We start from the raw sequence: 16,591 nt of genomic DNA on the forward strand, positions 1-16,591 counted from the left end.
CAAATGCCGCTCTCCACGGATATCCTTTAACTCTCCCCAACGTATATTAATACTGAAATCCCTCTCAATATCTGTGGTACTAAGAATCCGAGAACCACAATCCGTCTACACATGAAATATATTTTTGGATTTTTTTAATTAAGAAATTACCGCTCAAAATGAGTATCTTCCCATACTCAAGTCATTGCTGTGTGAGCAGGTTTTATTCATCAAGTAATAAACAGAGCACGCATTATACTCAGGCCGTGGAGATTAATGAGAAAATAGGATAGTGCTCCGACTGAGATCAACTTGATGGTTTGAGTAAGCAATAAAGCTTGAAACAGTGCAAAAATAACCTGTTTGAATAGGTACACTATTGCCATGCGGCGATTGGCCTCGGAAGATTAGGAGGCCCGTAAATAGTCATGGGAATAAAAAAGATTGTTGCATAGAAAATAAATTTCATTATTTAAAAACTGCTATTTTTAATGTTTCAAGATCATCGGGCGTGACATGTATGATACCTTCTCCTGGAATATCAATCTCAGCAATCATAAAAAGGGCAAGAGTGGTTAGAAAAGGTAAAACTAACATTAGCATATTACTACCATGTAGCCCTCTAATATTATAGCCAATTAATATATTTGAAGACACAGAAAAGAATATTAGTAAAATCCAGGCAGCGACCGGAATTTGGTATCGCCAACTTGCCATCGTTTTTTGCTGAGAAGTATATAAATCGCTGTAAGCTGATAGCACTGATACAGTCACTGGGTTAGGATTTGATATTGCCTCTGAAGAGGCAATATTCCAAAGTTGCGTTTGTTTATCTAAAGATAATTCACGCCACTGATTATCATTATCTTTCACGCCTGATTTAAAAAATTGGATTCTCGCTTCTAAATACTGCTTTAAAATATCTTTAGCCTTTCCCTGGTCATTAACAGACAATAATTCTGAACGTTGATAAGCATTCCCGATAGCAATCGTCTCTATCTCTTGTGATTGTTGCCTGGTATTATATCCACTAATTGAAATTGATAATATAAATCCGAGTAGTAGACCAAGAAGGGATAAGGTAGCGCCAAGGATAACTTTAGTTTCATCATCCACTATGGCGCTCTCGTTATGTCTTTTTTTAAAGACAAACTTTCCAATATATGCAGAGGATGCTAATAAAACAAAAAAAGACAAGAATAAAAACATTGAATTAACGAGTATACCATTAACTACATCAGTAAATATTGACACTATTCATATCCTCATTACTTATTTTATTAGGCAATATTAGCAAACACGATTAAATATAGACAACATATTTTGGCGTAGATGCGTATTTTTAGCTGCCATCATCCTCCACATAAGTGATTCGTTTATATAGGTAAATTCTTATGACTTGATTCGGAACAACAAATTCCCCAGCAGAGATTGTCAGCCCCACCACCCGACCATCATGAAGCACACGTACTTGGGTGTTTGCCAGTTCCAGCTCGGCAATAGCCCGTGCCGCATCATCCACTTGCCAGGCGGTGAAATAGCCTTTAGGTCGCCGAGTGATTGGCCCTGCGAATTTTGTTGAGACTTATGTGGGTATAGGGAACATCAGCTTATCATCCCTAACCCACACGGATATTTATTGATAAGCTCTGCCACAGTGCGGGCCCTGACCACCCATTTTTGCAGTATTGCCCATCATGCCACGATGATGCCCCATCAACGGCACGCCGTCTTTTGCTAACTGGGTCTCCATGGTGACACGTTGTTGGTAGATGTTATCACGCAACGCTGTAATCTCTTTGCTGACTGCCAGAACCTTCTGGTCATCGACAGGGGCACGGGTGAGCAGCGCGTTGTATTCATATTGTTTAGAAAGCAATTGCTGATGTAAATTTGCTGTTGCTGTCTGGAAATTATCAAACGCCTTTTGATATATCGCTTGTTGTTCAGCCGTCAAATTCGCCGCGTAGCCGCCTCCCCTGTTCATCATGTTATTCCCCATACCCGGTTGAGCCAGTACCGAACCACTGATGCCCATCAGAGAGCTCAATGAAATGAGGGTGACGATCACTGTTCTATTGAATTTCATAATGACTTTCCTTTGGTCTGATTATCAATCAATAAGGTGTTTTTTTGTTTCTCCCTAAGAGATTTGCAATAACCAGGCCATCTTTTTCTGGCATGAAATTTGATACTCATCAGGTCAGTGCAACAATGCGTTTTTATCGATAATCGCCGCCAAAAGGCCGCCGGCTGCCGCTTGGTGGTTTAAAGGCATTGTCGGGTAATCACCTCCTATACACTCATATTGGCAAAATAGTCACAATTGTTGGTGTTATTCGTTAAGTGAGACCGGGTAATAATTACTCATAAAACTTATCATGTGAGTCATTATGACTCGCAAAACAATATCACTGGATGGGTAACGCCTAACGGGAGAGTGTTGTGAAGGAATTGAAAGGTCAGCATGGATTACTGCCCCTGCTTCCATCGTGGTTTTTTATCAGTTCGGTGCTGGTATTTGTGGTAATCATCGTCGCCATGGCAATAAAAGATCTGAATCGTGGGCGTGAGATTGAAACCCAAACCCTGCTGGAGAAAAGTACCGTATTGATCCGCGCGTTTGAATCAGGTACCCGAACCGGCATGGGGATGCGCTGGCGTCACGATTTGCGTCAGACCCTGTTGGAAGAAATGGCCTATCAACCGGGCGTGCTCTATATCGCAGTGACAACCCCTTCAGGGAAGATAGTGGCCCACAGTGATCCCACTCGCGTGGGCACCCAACTGTACAGTCCAGAAGTGATGAAATCGTTAAATGCAGGGCCTTCCGAACAATGGCGCCTGACGACATTGATGGGAGAACCACACAGCAATCAGAATGCGTTTGAGGTCTATCGCATTTTTAAACTCACCAAACACGACGAGGCGCACCGTGGGCATATGAATCGGCGTAATGTCGCCAGTTCCGAGCCAATTACGGCTGATGACGCTGAGAATAACGTGATTTTCGCCGCTTTCGACACCACAACATTGGATACGGTCCAGGCCAGAGATATTCGTAATACCCTGATATTCGTGTCTATTCTGCTATTGTTAGCACTGGCGAGTATTCTGGCCTTGTATTGGGCCAGGCGATATCAGCAATCAAGCCGAGAATTGCAGGAAGAAGTACGGCGTAAAGACAAACTGGCCGTAATGGGGAATCTGGCTGCCGGTGTGGCCCACGAAATCAGAAACCCACTCTCTTCTATTAAAGGTTTTGCCAAGTATTTTGAGAGCCGTTCATTGCCAGGGAGCGAGGAGCAAGAGCTGGCGAAAGTGATGGCCAAAGAAGTGGACCGATTGAACCGTGTCATTTCCGAATTGCTCGAACTGGTTCGCCCCACAGACCTTCGTTTCCAACGGGTCAATATAAATGAAATCATCGAACATTCACTGCATCTTGTCCGACAGGATGCGGAAAGCAAGCACATTAAGATCCTGTTCGCCGGTGATAGACACCTGCCGTGGGTAGAACTCGACCCTGATCGTTTTACACAAGTTTTGTTGAATCTCTATCTCAATGCAATCCAGGCCATTGGAGCAAATGGAACCCTTGCAATTTCTCTCGAATTGGTCGAAGGAATACACCTGAAAGTCAGTATTAAAGATTCAGGCAAAGGGATCACTGCTGACGACCTGCCCCATATCTTTGACCCTTACTTCACGACCAAAGCCTCAGGAACCGGTCTTGGTCTGGCTATTGTACAGAAAGTGGTCGAAGAGCATCAGGGCCAGATATCTGTCACGAGCACCCCGCAGTCGGGTACAATTTTTAGCCTGACGATCCCGGTCATGCACCGTGTCACCCTCAGAAAGGTATCCCGTAATGACAACGCATAAAGCACACATTCTGGTGGTTGATGATGATTTGAGCCACTGCACCATTATTCGGGCACTGATGACAGGCTGGGGATATCAGGTGAGTCTTGCCCATAATGGCCGTGAAGCCGTGGAACGAACAAAAGAAATCCCCTTCGACCTGATCGTGACCGATGTTCGCATGTCTGAAATGGACGGTATCGAAGCGCTTAAAACTATCAAAGCTTATAATCCGGCCATTCCTATTCTGATCATGACCGCTTATTCAAACATTGAATCGGCGGTTGATGCCATAAAGTCAGGGGCTTACGACTATCTCACCAAGCCGCTTGATTTCGATATGCTTCAACTGACCCTGGCGCGAGCACTTGAGCATACAGGCCTTAAAAATGAGAATAAACAGCTTAAACAGCAATTGACTGTTTCACCACAAAACATGATTGGCCGCAGTCCGCCCATGCGTCGGCTGATGGATATGGTTGCCATGATTGCCCCTTCCGATGCTACGGTGTTAATTTGCGGGGCATCGGGAACAGGTAAAGAGTTGATCGCCCGTTCAGTACACGCTAACAGTGCTCGCCGGGATCAGCCGCTGGTGATAGTGAATTGTGCTGCATTAAGCGAATCACTCCTAGAGTCAGAACTGTTTGGCCATGAAAAAGGGGCGTTTACCGGCGCGGATAAACGCCGGGAGGGGCGCTTTATGGCTGCGGATAAAGGCACTTTGTTTCTGGATGAAATTGGCGAAATTTCATTGTTAATGCAGGCAAAACTGTTGCGCGCGATCCAGGAACGAGAAATTCAGCGCGTTGGCAGCAATCAGACACTCACTGTCGATGTCCGGCTGATCGCGGCAACCAACCGTGACCTGAAAGCCGATGTAGACAGTGGCAAGTTTCGCCAAGATCTCTATTACCGCTTAAACGTAATGACCATTGACACACCCGCACTCAAGGATAGAAGTGAAGATATTCCCGCACTGGTCATGCACTTCCTTGAGAAATTTACCAGCAGAAATGGGAAGTCAGTTAAAGGTTTTACGCCACAAGCCATGGATTTGTTGTTGAAATACAACTGGCCCGGTAATGTTCGCGAATTGGAGAATGCCGTAGAGCGCGCAGTTATTCTGCTGACTGGCGATTTTATCAGTGAGAAAGAACTGCCATTGTGCATCCATCAATTCGCTGAGCAGCATCCGTACAGTAGCCCAACAAATGAAGAAATACAGCCCCTTGAGCAGGTTGAAAAACAAGCTATCCTGGCCGCACTTGAGAAGACAGATGGCAATAAAACGGAAGCGGCGAAATGGTTGAAGATCACGCGGAAAACGTTATTAGCCAAATTGCAGAAAGGGTGACCTACACACCCGAAAATGGCGTTACAACGTGAGATAGATATGCCAGTGCTTCGCTGGCTATCGGTATTATCATTGCGTCTCGCCAGCGAAGCTATCTCACCTCGTTGGCTGAGCAATAGTGCAACTGTGTCATGGCCACGCCAAGATTGAATACTGAGGTTATCTTAGTGCAGCTAAAACTAAAGTTAATTACACATATGTAATTTCGAACACAGAATAAAAAAGGAAGATGAGCCCTTTATTTTTGTTCGTACTGGACTGGGGAGATCATTTCACTGGCCTTAGGGAAGACTGCCGGATGATCAATTCACCCTCAACTTTCATTTTCAACGACAGTAACGGTTGTCGCTGAGTTATTTTTAGCAGAGTGTGTAGAGCCATTTCTCCCATTTCACCATAAGGTAAATCTACTGAACTTAACTCTGGCGTGAGTTCAGAGGAAATACTTTGGTTATCATAACCAATCACAGCTATATCATCAGGAATATGCAATCCTTGTGACAAAATGGCTTGATAACATCCCAATGCAATATAATCACTACTACAAAAAATCGCCTCAGGTCGGGAAGGTAACGCCAGTAATTCCAGTGTCTTCTTATAAGCTTCTTTCAATGACCAGTTTGTTACCTGGATATAGCATTCATCTGGGCAAATATCATGGTTGATCAATGCCTGTCTGTAACCACTGATACGATCATTCGCAGCATCCATCCACAGCTCACCAGCCAGAATAGCAATCCGTTTATATCCCTGCTGCAATAAATGGCTAGTGGCCTTATAAGCACCGATTTTATCGGCCGGTAAAATACAGGGGATATCGGGTAACTCTGGGCAGTAACCATTTAGCATTACCATCGGAATAGACAGGTTCTGGAACATTGGAGCCAGTTGACTGGTCATGCAGGACGCATAAATCACCCCATGATAACTTCCCCCACGGATCTCTTCTTCGAGGGCGGCACAATGTTCTGGTTCATTTTCTTGATCAAAAATTGCCAATAATTTGTTATGTTGCCAGGCGGCCTGTTGAACAGCACTAATAGCTTCAATAAAGGGATCATGATTTATTAGCCCATTGATAATTAATGCTATTTTCTCTCTAACGATCAGGCGTTCCACCGCCTTATGCACATAACCCATCTCCTGAGCAATGCGGAGCACTTTTTCTCTGGTGTCATCGGCTAATTTGATGCTGTAAGACCCGTTTAGCACTAAGGAAACCGTCGATTGCGAAACACCAGCTTGGGCAGCTATGTGGCTCATAGTGACTTTAGTTTTTTTACTCATATTTTACTCATACTGGCTATGCTTCATCTCTTTTTATACTAACAGATTTTAGCCTAACAAAATTGGAGACCTAGCCGCCTACCAGACTAATACCTCAATGAGGTACTCCACGCTTAACATCTCAGTCGCCACGCATAGAATAAACACTAATAAATACAATTAGATATAACTATTTTTATTTTTTATCAAAAAATAATTTCGTGATGCACATCGCTTTTAATGATACGGTCGTTTGAGATTAACTCATTAGCTAATATATTAGCTAATGAGTTAATTAATTATTAGGTGAAAAGTAATGATGAACAAATGGTCTGAAGAAAAATCATGGGAATGGCACAAAGCGCAGGGATGGCTACGTGGCTTTAACTACTTACCGCGTACTGCGATCAATTGGACAGAAATGTGGCAACAAGACACTTTCGATCCCGCATGCATTGCTCAAGAGCTGCAATGGGCTACCGAGGTCGGGTACAACACGTTACGAACCAATTTACCCTTTGTTGTTTGGCAGCATGATCGTGATGGATTAATGGCTCGAATTGAAGATTTCCTCAATATTTGTCAACGTGCGGGTATCAAAGTGATGTTAACCCTAATGGATGACTGTGGATTTTCGGGTGACCATCCATTTATTGGGCAACAAAAACAACCTATTGCTGGTTTACATAATAGCCAGGCAGCGGCCAGTCCCGGTCGCAATATCGTTATGCAGCCTTATTTATGGGGGCAAGTTGAACATTATATCAAAGATATTATCGGTCATTTCGCCCACGATGAACGAATCGTTATCTGGGATCTTTACAACGAACCTACCAATCGTATGATTTTCACCTTAACCGGGGAATATGCTTTTGACTCGGCGCTGGAAGAATACAGCCACCAACTAATGGAAAAAGCATTTATATGGGCAAGGGAAATCAACCCGGTACAGCCATTAACGGTAGGGGCTTGGCATATCGCCAATATTTTGGATCTCAGCGCGCCTATTTATCAGCATCCGACCGATCAACGGGCATTGGAATTATCAGATATCATCTCATTTCATGCTTACGTGCCATTAGATTTAATGAAAAAAACGATCAGTATCCTAAAAGAATATAACCGCCCAATGCTGTGTACGGAATGGTTGGCACGTCATGCCGAATCGAAAATGCATGAGCAACTACCTTTATTTAAAGCTGAAGGAATCGGTTGTTACCAATGGGGATTAGTCAAAGGGAAAACCCAAACTTATATTCCGTGGCCTGAAATTAAACGCATCGATAATAACTATGCAGCCCGTTGGTTCCATGATGTTTTTAATGAGAATGGCATTGCTTACGACCCATCTGAAATGGAACTTATTAAAACATTAACGAACAAATAAATACGGCACATTAGGATATGGCACAACATATTATACATAGCCATAGCTTAAATTAAAAAATCTATATCCTACAAAATATAAAAGGCTAAGAATGGACATAAATCATTCAAGTACAAAAATCCCGATGAAAGAACTCGCTTCTTATTTCGGGTATGGCATGGGCCAGTGTTTTAGTTTCGGGCTAGTGGGTAGTTTTATTCTCTTTTTCTATACTGACATTATGGGAATCTCACCGGTAGCAGCAAGTATGATTTTCTTGATCGCCAGAGTGTGGGATGCGGTACATGACCCATTAATTGCTGGCATAATGGATACGATTAACATGCGGCGTGGAAAATTTCGCCCATACTTACTGTTTACACCCTTTTTGATTTTCATCGTCACCGTAGCAGCGTTTTATAATATTGAAGCCAGTCTGATGACCAAAACAATATATGCAGGTGTCACCTATATATTGTGGGGGACATTATATGCCCTTTCTGATATTCCGTTCTGGTCAATGAGTACAGTAATGACGGATGAACCACAAGAACGTGCCAAGACAGCGACCTGTGCGATGTTAGGTGTGAATGCAGGTATTGGTGCCACAATGGTTTTATTTCCTTATATTAGTGGATTATTTGCTGAAAACAGCGCAGATCGTGGCTATCTGGCAGGCGTTATCATTCTTATGGTTTTAGGGGTGATACTGATGCTGAATGGATTTTTTCATACCAAAGAACGTGTCAAAGTCACTATTGTTGAAAAAGTAACTTTAAAGCAGACATTTATTGTCGTTTGGCAAAATAAACCACTATTTTTTATACTTAGTGCCTTTTTTATGAACGTTTTTTCGAACATTATTAATGCATTTTATATTTTCTTTTTTACTTACAATATGAAAGATGCTGAACTTGTTTCTGTTATAGGTTTAATTACTTTCATCTGTGCTTTAGCTTGCCTGGGAACGCCATTTTTAACTCGTCATTTTAAAAAGAGAGACTTATTCATTGCACTCTGTGCATTGGAAATAATAGCGCGTATTGGTTTCTGGTTCACTGGGTATAATAACGTGATGGCAGTCATGGTGTGGTTAACCATAATCACTGCAATTTTCATGATGACCAACCCACTTATTTCCGCAATGATTGCTGATACTGTAGAGTATTCCTACTATCACACCGGTAAACGTTGTGCGGCCATCACCTTCTCTGGACAGACTTTTGTCGGTAAATTATCAGTTGCCGTTGCGGGTGGCGCCTCAGGTTTGATCCTGTCAATATTAGGCTACATACCTAATGTGACTCAGTCAGAATGGACATTAAACGGTTTATTCTTCTGTATTTCTCTGCTGCCCGCATTGGGTGCAGTAATCCGTATTCTTATTATGAGAAAATATAAATTCACCGAAGATAAGCACGCAATAATTAGAGATGAATTAAAGCAAGGAAGATTTCACCCTTCGCTGAATAAATAAAGAGAACCTAACTTAATAGATTAAGGGGGGACATTAAATTAATTAGAACTGTTTTCCCTACATTACACCAGATGAGCCAACTTTAGAAAAGCAGACGTCCACAGGCGCCTGCTTTTGGCATTTAAAACAATAGTATCTTACATTGTGCCAATGCATGTCTGTTAAAAATCAATCGAAGCCACACCGTTTTGTGAGTAACGATACGGCCAGTAGCCCTCTCAGATCCCCCTAACAGCGCTCTGGTTAAGCATTCACGTTAACATGGCAAATCATCACTATTTACGATTAAGGATACGAAGAAAATCTTGCTTATTTGAGATTAATGAAAGTGCATTGGCAATGATTTCATCACTAAAGATCGACGCTATGTCCTTTAGCACATCAATATGTTCTTTTTCTTTAGCAATAACTCCAATGGCAATAAACATTACATTGCTTCTATCCCAGATAACTCCATCTGGGAATTGAAAAATCTCAACACCCGTTTTGACAATAATATTTGTGGCCGACTTAGGCAAATGAGGCAAGGTAATACCATTTCCCAAGAACGTGGAGACTTGCTGCTCTCTTTCAGCAAGAAATGAGATACAGTCTTGGTTAATATAACCTTTCAATTTAAACTCTTTTCCTATCATGGCTAAAACTTCAGCCTTATTTTTTGCATGACATCCTAGATGTAGATTATCAGCAGTAATATTATCAATCATTGCCTGTCTCCTTTTAGATATGACTTATTTTTTCTCATATAAAACACTATATTACTAATTACCGACAGACAGTTCTTCTTCAAGTTGTTCTAATGATTTATTGGATGTTTCTGGTAAAGCGGTAACCACAAAGATAATCGCCAAATAGTTGATGAGAGCAAAAATCAAGAAGACCGGGCCCAAGCCAAGTTTCGCCTGAAGCACGGGGAACAAGTAACTCACAATAGCATTCATGATCCACATGAAAAACACTGAGATCCCCATAGATAAACCGCGAATCTTTAATGGGAACAGTTCGGCTAATACTACCCAAGTCAAAAAGCCCATCGTACCCTGCATAACCCCAACAAACAGTGCACCCAGCAGCCAAATAACGGTGGCCTTTATTTCACCGACTAGATAATAATCCGCCCCAGCGATAATCAGGTGTAGCGTTGCCATCAGGGCAAAACCATACACAATCAGCGTTTTTCGTTTAAAACGATCAACCAGGAACATAACCCCAATAACCATTCCCCCTACAGAAAAGACGCCATTTAACACGTTACAGATTAGCGACATTCTTTCTGAGAATCCGGCAGTTTTTAGTATTTCGGTACCGTAATACATAATGACATTGACCCCAGTGGTTTGCTGTAATGCTGCCCAGGCAATACCCACCAAGATTAATTTTAAGATCCACGGCGTTTGGAAAATAATGGCCAGATCGTTTTTCGCGTACAACCGCTTTTCATTTTCGATATCAATTAACGTTACGATATCGTTGAACTCTTTAATCGCCCGTGGCTCAGGACGAATCTGTTTTAAAATCGCTAATGCCTCTTCCCGCCGATTTTTACTGATCAACCAACGAGGGCTTTCTGGCGAACGCCACATTCCGACTAACAAGCAAATAGCGGGAATGGTTTGAACCAGTAACATATAGCGCCAGACCTCAGGCAGATGGCCCCAAACAATGCCAATGATCGCATTTACTGCAAATGCCGCCAATTGACCGATAACAATGGCGACTTCATTCAACCCCGTAAGTTTGCCCCGCATTTCTGTCGGTGCAACCTCGGATATAAATGTAGGTGCAGTAACCGATGCCCCACCCACTGCATAACCAAGTAAAAATCTGGCAATCAAAAGAGTGGTGATATTAGGCGATAATGCACACAATAACGCACCAAAGAAGAAAACAAAGGAGAGATAGAGTAGGTATTTTCTGCGGCCAAAGAAATCAGCCAGTTTTCCGCCAAAAACACTACCAATAGCGGCACCGACCAACAACACACTCATTACCAGACCTACGGTTGTCGGCGTCAGGGCCATATTTTCTTTCAATGAAGAAAAGGCACCATTAATAACACCCGTATCATAACCAAAGAGCAAGCCACCAAACGTAGCGACTAATGTTATTTGATGTAATCGTTTTCTCTGTTGTGCATTGAGATTCATCATTAACGACATATCGTTACCTTTTTATTTGATTATCCATTTAATGTCAAAAAGGGGTTTAAAAAACAAAAACGACTCCTTCTCCACCGTGAAAAATGGAGGTGATGAAGAACTTTTTGACACTCTGATTTATTAATTAGATAAATACAGTTATTGAAGCCAAATAAATTTCATTCCAGAGTGCGATATTATATGACTCTTGCCAGTTTTTTATTTTGCATGATCCTTTTATGCTCCCGATTTTTAAAAAGTACTGACTACCGTTGTCGTACTGGCAATACGTTATATTTCGCTACCCCCTCAGCCGAAGTATCCGTCATTTATCTTGCCGACAGCGGAAACGAGGGTTGCGGCCTGAACCCAGCCGATGGCTTGACTGTAATGAGTAACGCCAATCAATCCAAAACTGACTTCTTTCATCTATATCCTCCTGACGAGACAAAATAGAATATCAATGAATGCTCGCTAGCTGTTTCTGGCGATCCTGAACTAGCGTTATCACTGATAATTATGTTAACTCACTGTGACACAACATATCACTTCAATTGAAATTAAAATTCCATATTGATCACAATATGGTATTTAGATTTCATTGAAAGATAAAGGTGTTTTGGATGCTTGGTGTATTCAACCACCAAATTACAATATAACTCACTGATATATAATTAAATTAAATGTAAAGCAGGAGTGAGACAAACGAGTTATTCACGTTGTGATTACAAAAAAAATTTACACTTTTGTGACTTAGATAACTCTTTTATTTCAAAATAAATCATTAATAGAATAAAATATTTCATTGGGATTTTGACAGTTTCATGGATGACTTTCTGGTGAACTGTTTGTCTGAGTCTAGATTTGCGGCGGAGTACATGCGTTAAAAAATAAAAGTGAGCTGGGGTACCGCCCCCTCTTCGTTGGGAGCAGTGGCTGAACTCATTAAATTGCACCCCAGCCAGTATTTGATTAGAATTTCCAACTTGAAACATTATTACAAAAAGTGGATAGGCCCAACTTAGTAAGCAATAAATGTTTGAATATCACTGTCATTAACAGTGAAACATCCCGTAAAAATGCGGCCTGCGGGGAAGTCACTGCTCAGATCCCGCAATAACTGCAATTCAAAACGCCCAGACGCCATGGAATAACTCAGGAAACGGGCCTCCAGGAAGTCAAAATAACGCCCGAGCTGTGGATACACCGCTTTAAATAAACTCTCTTTGGCTGAAAAAGCCAATGTCAGTAAATGGTTGAATGCTAATGGGCCTTCCTGAAGATTGCGGTACTCCTCCTCACTAAGGATACCAGGCCATAAATCATTCGCCCTTTCAACTGCAATCAGGCTTTCTATATCTAGCCCGACGCCATGGACATAGCCGCTTTCATCAGAATGCTCTATAGCAGGCGTTATAATTTGCGCAGTGCACAGAGCACGTTGGTTGTTATGACTGATACTGCCAATCAAACCGGCGGGCCATAGAGGTGCGCGATCTAGCCCATTTGCCAACGGATAATCACGTACTTCTAGCATGTTCAGCACTTGTCGGGCGACAAAACGGCCCGCCAGGTATTCCGCACGCCGTTTTGCCACTGCTTTTTGTAAACTGCCAGGAAAGGCAATACCATAAACGGCAAACAACTCATCCCGATATTCATTGACATCAAAATCACATTTTGCCAACAGGCCGTGAAACAATGGCTGGGCATTTAAACCGCTGGCTGGCAGTGCGGCAAAGGTAAAGTTACGAATAAATACCGACGTCACGCGTTATCCTAATCATCTGGATTCATAGGCCTTTATAATAGTAGTTAACCCACACCACCACAATATCAGAACCTCTTCCTTCGTCTAAAACCCCCTTCGTGAAAGCACAGTTACAGCTAAAAGCCAAAACACCAATACCTTTGGCGGATAACGCAGGCTAGCGTAATTCATTATAAAATGTCACTTCACAATTATTGAAACGCAGTTCCTAATATTTCTTTTTCTGTGACAATGGTCAATTTAAAAGCAAAAGTAAAACGCTAGGTTAATTGTCAGGGGGATAAATGAATAACCTCTCTTTATATATTGATATATCCGTCACTTTCAGATTACAGGTGTGTACCTGCTTCCTGCATCTTGAAATCTTTTGAGCATATAACTATCCCATTATTAAGAATAATCCATTTTATCTTTTGTATAGCGACTTCTGGAGATCACTGAATGAAATTCCCAAAGCCTTTGCCAACACTGTGCCTGGCTATTTCTGCCATATTATTTAGTCAAATGGCCTCTGCTCAACAAATTAAAGCTGCCGATGTTCATCCCAAAGATTATCCCAATGTGGTTGCTGTTAAAAATATGGGCGAAAAACTAAAGATCGCAACGGATGGCCGCCTGGAAATTAAAACATTCCCAGGGGGCGTGTTAGGTGATGAAAAGCAAATGATAGAACAGGCACAAATGGGAGCAATTGATATTATCCGTGTTTCTATGACCCCTGTTGCCTCTATTTTGCCAGAGATAAGTGTCTTTACTCTGCCCTATATGTTCCGTGATGAAGATCATTTACATAAAGTTCTTGATGGTAAAATCGGCCAAGAAATCGGTGATAAAATCACTAACAATAAGAACTCAAAATTGGTATTTCTCGGTTGGATGGATGCCGGTACCCGTAACTTGATAACCAAAGAACCGGTGATTAAACCAGAAGATCTCAAAGGTATGAAAATCCGTGTTCAGGGCAGTCCAATTGCACTGGCAACCCTTAAAGCTATGGGTGCTAACTCACTCAGCATGGGGGTAAGCGAAGTATTCAGTGGTATGCAAACCGGGGTTATTGACGGTACCGAAAATAATGAACCGACCTTTGTTGCCCACAATTACCTGCCGGTTGTCAAAAACTATACCTTGAGTGGCCATTTTATTATTCCTGAGCTGTTCCTTTATTCAAAAGCCAAATGGGATAAATTATCTGCTGAAGATCAACAAACCATTCTGAAACTGGCAAAAGAAACACAAGCTGAGCAACGCGTATTATGGCAAGCCTATGTACAGCAGTCTCATGACAAAATGAAAGCCGGTGGCGTGCAATATCATGAAATGGATCATGACTATTATTATAAAGCCACTCAACCCGTTCGTGATGAATTCGGCAAGGATCATCAAGAACTGATCCAGCAGATTGCCGCCGTGCAATAACATCTTTCTGACAGTATTAAATATTTTAATACTACTGATATTTGCCCAAGGTCATGGGTGTTGCAACCAATGACCTTGGGTACACAGAGGTCTCCGCTATGGCTCGCTATTATCTATCAACGATGGATGCGTTATATCGCCTGTCAATCTGGGTAGCCGGTATTGCTTTAATCATCATGGTTGCCGTTATCCCTATGGGGATATTTGCCCGTTATGTCCAAAACGATGGTTTATCTTGGCCAGAACCCGTCGCCATATTATGTATGGTGACATTTACTTTTATTGGTGCCGCCGCCAGTTATCGGTCTGGTTCACATATTGCAGTCAGTATGGTCACAGATCGACTCTCTGGGGCCGGTAAAAAAGGATGCCTGTTACTGGTTGATTTGCTGATGGTACTGATAAGTCTTTTTATTTTGGTCTACAGCTACATTCTGTGTAGCGAGCTTTGGACGCAACCGGTGGCTGAGTTCCCATTACTGACAGCCGGGCAGACCTATATTCCGCTGCCAATAGGCTCCGCGATTACTCTGATGTTTATCATCGAGCGGCTATTTTTTGGCCCGCAGACCCACCGCCCGGTAGTGATGATCGGCAATTCATAATTTAGGGAACTTTGCCTTATGGACGCATTTATTTTAGTTTTTACTCTGGCAATTTTGCTGGCTATTGGTGTCCCGGTGGCTTATGCCGTCGGTTTAAGTGCCATCGCCGGTGCATTTTGGATTGATCTGCCGCTGGAAGCGGTAATGATTCAAATCACCAGTGGTGTCAACAAATTCTCCTTACTGGCCATTCCATTCTTTATTTTGGCGGGAGCCATTATGGCCGAAGGTGGCATTGCACGCCGCCTGGTGAGCTTCGCTTATATTTTCGTTGGTTTCATCCGTGGTGGTCTTTCGCTGGTTAACATTGTTGCTTCAACATTCTTCGGCGCTATTTCAGGATCATCAGTGGCAGATACCGCCTCTATCGGCTCGGTGATGATCCCGGAAATGGATAAAAAAGGCTATCCGCGTGACTTTGCTGCCGCAGTCACCGCCAGTGGTTCAGTGCAGGCGATATTGACCCCACCCAGCCATAATTCGGTGATTTATTCACTGGCAACTGGCGGCACCGTCTCCATCGCAGCACTGTTTATTGCCGGGATTTTGCCCGGTTTGCTGCTGAGCTTTACCTTGATGTTAATGTGTGTCGGTTTTGCCTATAAACGGGGTTACCCTAAAGGTGAACGGGTGCCATTCCGTCAGGCGTTCAAAATCTTTGTCGACACCCTTTGGGGGCTGATGACGGTTGTCATCATCATGGGGGGAATTCTTTCCGGGATATTTACCGCCACAGAATCTGCCGCGATAGCCTGTTTGTGGTCGTTCTTCGTCACTATGTTTATCTATCGCGACTATAAATGGTCCGAATTACCTAAGCTGATGTACCGCACAGTAAAAACCGTCACTATTGTGATGATTTTGATCGGTTTTGCTGCCAGTTTCGGTGCCATCATGACCTACATGCAGTTGCCAGAACGTATCACTGAATTTTTCACCTCGGTCTCTGATAACAAGTATGTGATTCTGATGTGTATCAACATCATGCTGCTGCTGATTGGCACGCTGATGGATATGGCACCGTTGATTCTGATCCTAACGCCGGTACTGATGCCAGTGACCAATTCATTAGGTATTGATCCAGTCCATTTCGGTATGATTATGTTGATTAATCTGGGAATTGGTCTGATCACGCCACCGGTAGGTTCGGTACTGTTTGTGGCCAGTGCGGTGAGTAAACAGAAGATTGAACAAGTGGTAAAAGCGATGTTGCCGTTCTATGGTGCATTGCTGCTAGTGCTGATGTTGGTCACTTATATTCCTGAGATATCACTGTGGCTACCAAGGGTATTTGGTGTTTACACCGGCTGATAAACCGATAATTATGAGTCGGGCCGCTGACCGGCCCT

General features: G+C 42.7%; 13 protein-coding genes and 1 pseudogene. 7 read left to right on the forward strand and 7 right to left on the reverse strand.

Translation table 11 applies throughout. The features are described from left to right. Positions 1 to 447: 447 nt before the first annotated feature. The 3 genes and pseudogenes from EL015_RS12920 to EL015_RS12930 all read right to left on the reverse strand — a co-directional run bounded on the left by EL015_RS12920 (position 448) and on the right by EL015_RS12930 (position 2,068). Positions 448 to 1,188, reverse strand: a complete 741-nt coding sequence (locus EL015_RS12920; protein ID WP_042570140.1) for a bestrophin-like domain — start codon at positions 1,186 to 1,188, stop codon at positions 448 to 450. Between the two features lie 184 nt (positions 1,189 to 1,372). Beyond that, a pseudogene (locus EL015_RS12925) lies at positions 1,373 to 1,531 on the reverse strand (multidrug transporter subunit MdtN); the annotation flags it as partial. Between the two features lie 84 nt (positions 1,532 to 1,615). Next, a complete protein-coding gene (locus EL015_RS12930; protein ID WP_032906459.1) occupies positions 1,616 to 2,068 on the reverse strand; it encodes a periplasmic heavy metal sensor in 453 nt (150 codons plus the stop codon). Positions 2,069 to 2,424: 356 nt separating this feature from the next. On the opposite strand from EL015_RS12930, the gene zraS reads away from it, so the two are divergent. Next, the gene (gene zraS, locus EL015_RS12935; protein ID WP_005185578.1) at positions 2,425 to 3,864 is read left to right on the forward strand and encodes a two-component system sensor histidine kinase ZraS; all 1,440 of its coding nucleotides are present in this window, start codon (positions 2,425 to 2,427) and stop codon (positions 3,862 to 3,864) included. After that, positions 3,851 to 5,200, forward strand: coding sequence for a sigma-54-dependent Fis family transcriptional regulator (locus EL015_RS12940; protein WP_032906457.1), 1,350 nt, complete (start codon positions 3,851 to 3,853; stop codon positions 5,198 to 5,200). Before zraS ends, EL015_RS12940 begins: the two co-directional genes overlap by 14 nt. Positions 5,201 to 5,467: 267 nt before the next feature. Here the strand turns inward: EL015_RS12940 and EL015_RS12945 are convergent, their stop codons facing one another. Next, positions 5,468 to 6,487, reverse strand: coding sequence for a LacI family DNA-binding transcriptional regulator (locus EL015_RS12945; RefSeq protein ID WP_032906454.1), 1,020 nt, complete (start codon positions 6,485 to 6,487; stop codon positions 5,468 to 5,470). Positions 6,488 to 6,785: 298 nt separating this feature from the next. Between EL015_RS12945 and EL015_RS12950 the strand changes: the two genes are divergently transcribed. Together EL015_RS12950 and EL015_RS12955 are read left to right on the forward strand one after the other, a co-directional pair. Beyond that, the gene (locus EL015_RS12950) at positions 6,786 to 7,853 is read left to right on the forward strand and encodes a cellulase family glycosylhydrolase (RefSeq protein ID WP_032906483.1); all 1,068 of its coding nucleotides are present in this window, start codon (positions 6,786 to 6,788) and stop codon (positions 7,851 to 7,853) included. 91 nt (positions 7,854 to 7,944) lie between these two features. Then, positions 7,945 to 9,309, forward strand: a complete 1,365-nt coding sequence (locus EL015_RS12955; protein ID WP_050413745.1) for an MFS transporter — start codon at positions 7,945 to 7,947, stop codon at positions 9,307 to 9,309. Between the two features lie 275 nt (positions 9,310 to 9,584). Here EL015_RS12955 and EL015_RS12960 read toward each other — a convergent pair whose 3' ends face one another. From EL015_RS12960 to EL015_RS12970, 3 genes are all read right to left on the reverse strand, one after another. Beyond that, positions 9,585 to 10,016, reverse strand: coding sequence for a PTS mannitol transporter subunit IIA (locus tag EL015_RS12960; protein WP_005185561.1), 432 nt, complete (start codon positions 10,014 to 10,016; stop codon positions 9,585 to 9,587). 54 nt (positions 10,017 to 10,070) lie between these two features. Continuing rightward, a complete protein-coding gene (locus EL015_RS12965; protein WP_005185558.1) occupies positions 10,071 to 11,468 on the reverse strand; it encodes a sugar porter family MFS transporter in 1,398 nt (465 codons plus the stop codon). 1,000 nt (positions 11,469 to 12,468) lie between these two features. Next, positions 12,469 to 13,218 carry a 4'-phosphopantetheinyl transferase family protein gene (locus EL015_RS12970; RefSeq protein WP_005185553.1) on the reverse strand — a complete coding sequence of 250 codons (750 nt, stop codon included), beginning with the start codon at positions 13,216 to 13,218 and terminating at the stop codon, positions 12,469 to 12,471. 441 nt (positions 13,219 to 13,659) lie between these two features. Here EL015_RS12970 and EL015_RS12975 point away from each other — a divergent pair, with 441 nt between their 5' ends. From EL015_RS12975 to EL015_RS12985, 3 genes are all read left to right on the forward strand, one after another. Continuing rightward, a complete protein-coding gene (locus tag EL015_RS12975; protein ID WP_005185550.1) occupies positions 13,660 to 14,637 on the forward strand; it encodes a TRAP transporter substrate-binding protein in 978 nt (325 codons plus the stop codon). Between the two features lie 98 nt (positions 14,638 to 14,735). Beyond that, positions 14,736 to 15,242, forward strand: coding sequence for a TRAP transporter small permease (locus EL015_RS12980; protein ID WP_005185547.1), 507 nt, complete (start codon positions 14,736 to 14,738; stop codon positions 15,240 to 15,242). A gap of 18 nt (positions 15,243 to 15,260) precedes the next feature. Beyond that, positions 15,261 to 16,553, forward strand: a complete 1,293-nt coding sequence (locus EL015_RS12985; RefSeq protein ID WP_005185544.1) for a TRAP transporter large permease — start codon at positions 15,261 to 15,263, stop codon at positions 16,551 to 16,553. Positions 16,554 to 16,591 lie beyond the last annotated feature (38 nt).

Origin of the sequence: Yersinia intermedia, assembly GCF_900635455.1 — a bacterium.
Taxonomy (GTDB): Bacteria; Pseudomonadota; Gammaproteobacteria; order Enterobacterales; family Enterobacteriaceae; genus Yersinia; species Yersinia intermedia.

What these genes read in the sequence shown, in the direction of transcription:
- EL015_RS12920 (WP_042570140.1), bottom strand. Translation starts at nt 1,188, where the DNA reads ATGTTTTTATTCTTGTCTTTTTTTGTTTTATTAGCATCCTCTGCATAT.
- EL015_RS12930 (WP_032906459.1), bottom strand. Translation starts at nt 2,068, where the DNA reads ATGAAATTCAATAGAACAGTGATCGTCACCCTCATTTCATTGAGCTCT.
- EL015_RS12940 (WP_032906457.1), top strand. Translation starts at nt 3,851, where the DNA reads ATGACAACGCATAAAGCACACATTCTGGTGGTTGATGATGATTTGAGC.
- EL015_RS12945 (WP_032906454.1), bottom strand. Translation starts at nt 6,487, where the DNA reads ATGAGTAAAAAAACTAAAGTCACTATGAGCCACATAGCTGCCCAAGCT.
- EL015_RS12950 (WP_032906483.1), top strand. Translation starts at nt 6,786, where the DNA reads ATGAACAAATGGTCTGAAGAAAAATCATGGGAATGGCACAAAGCGCAG.
- EL015_RS12955 (WP_050413745.1), top strand. Translation starts at nt 7,945, where the DNA reads ATGGACATAAATCATTCAAGTACAAAAATCCCGATGAAAGAACTCGCT.
- EL015_RS12960 (WP_005185561.1), bottom strand. Translation starts at nt 10,016, where the DNA reads ATGATTGATAATATTACTGCTGATAATCTACATCTAGGATGTCATGCA.
- EL015_RS12965 (WP_005185558.1), bottom strand. Translation starts at nt 11,468, where the DNA reads ATGTCGTTAATGATGAATCTCAATGCACAACAGAGAAAACGATTACAT.
- EL015_RS12975 (WP_005185550.1), top strand. Translation starts at nt 13,660, where the DNA reads ATGAAATTCCCAAAGCCTTTGCCAACACTGTGCCTGGCTATTTCTGCC.
- EL015_RS12980 (WP_005185547.1), top strand. Translation starts at nt 14,736, where the DNA reads ATGGCTCGCTATTATCTATCAACGATGGATGCGTTATATCGCCTGTCA.
- EL015_RS12985 (WP_005185544.1), top strand. Translation starts at nt 15,261, where the DNA reads ATGGACGCATTTATTTTAGTTTTTACTCTGGCAATTTTGCTGGCTATT.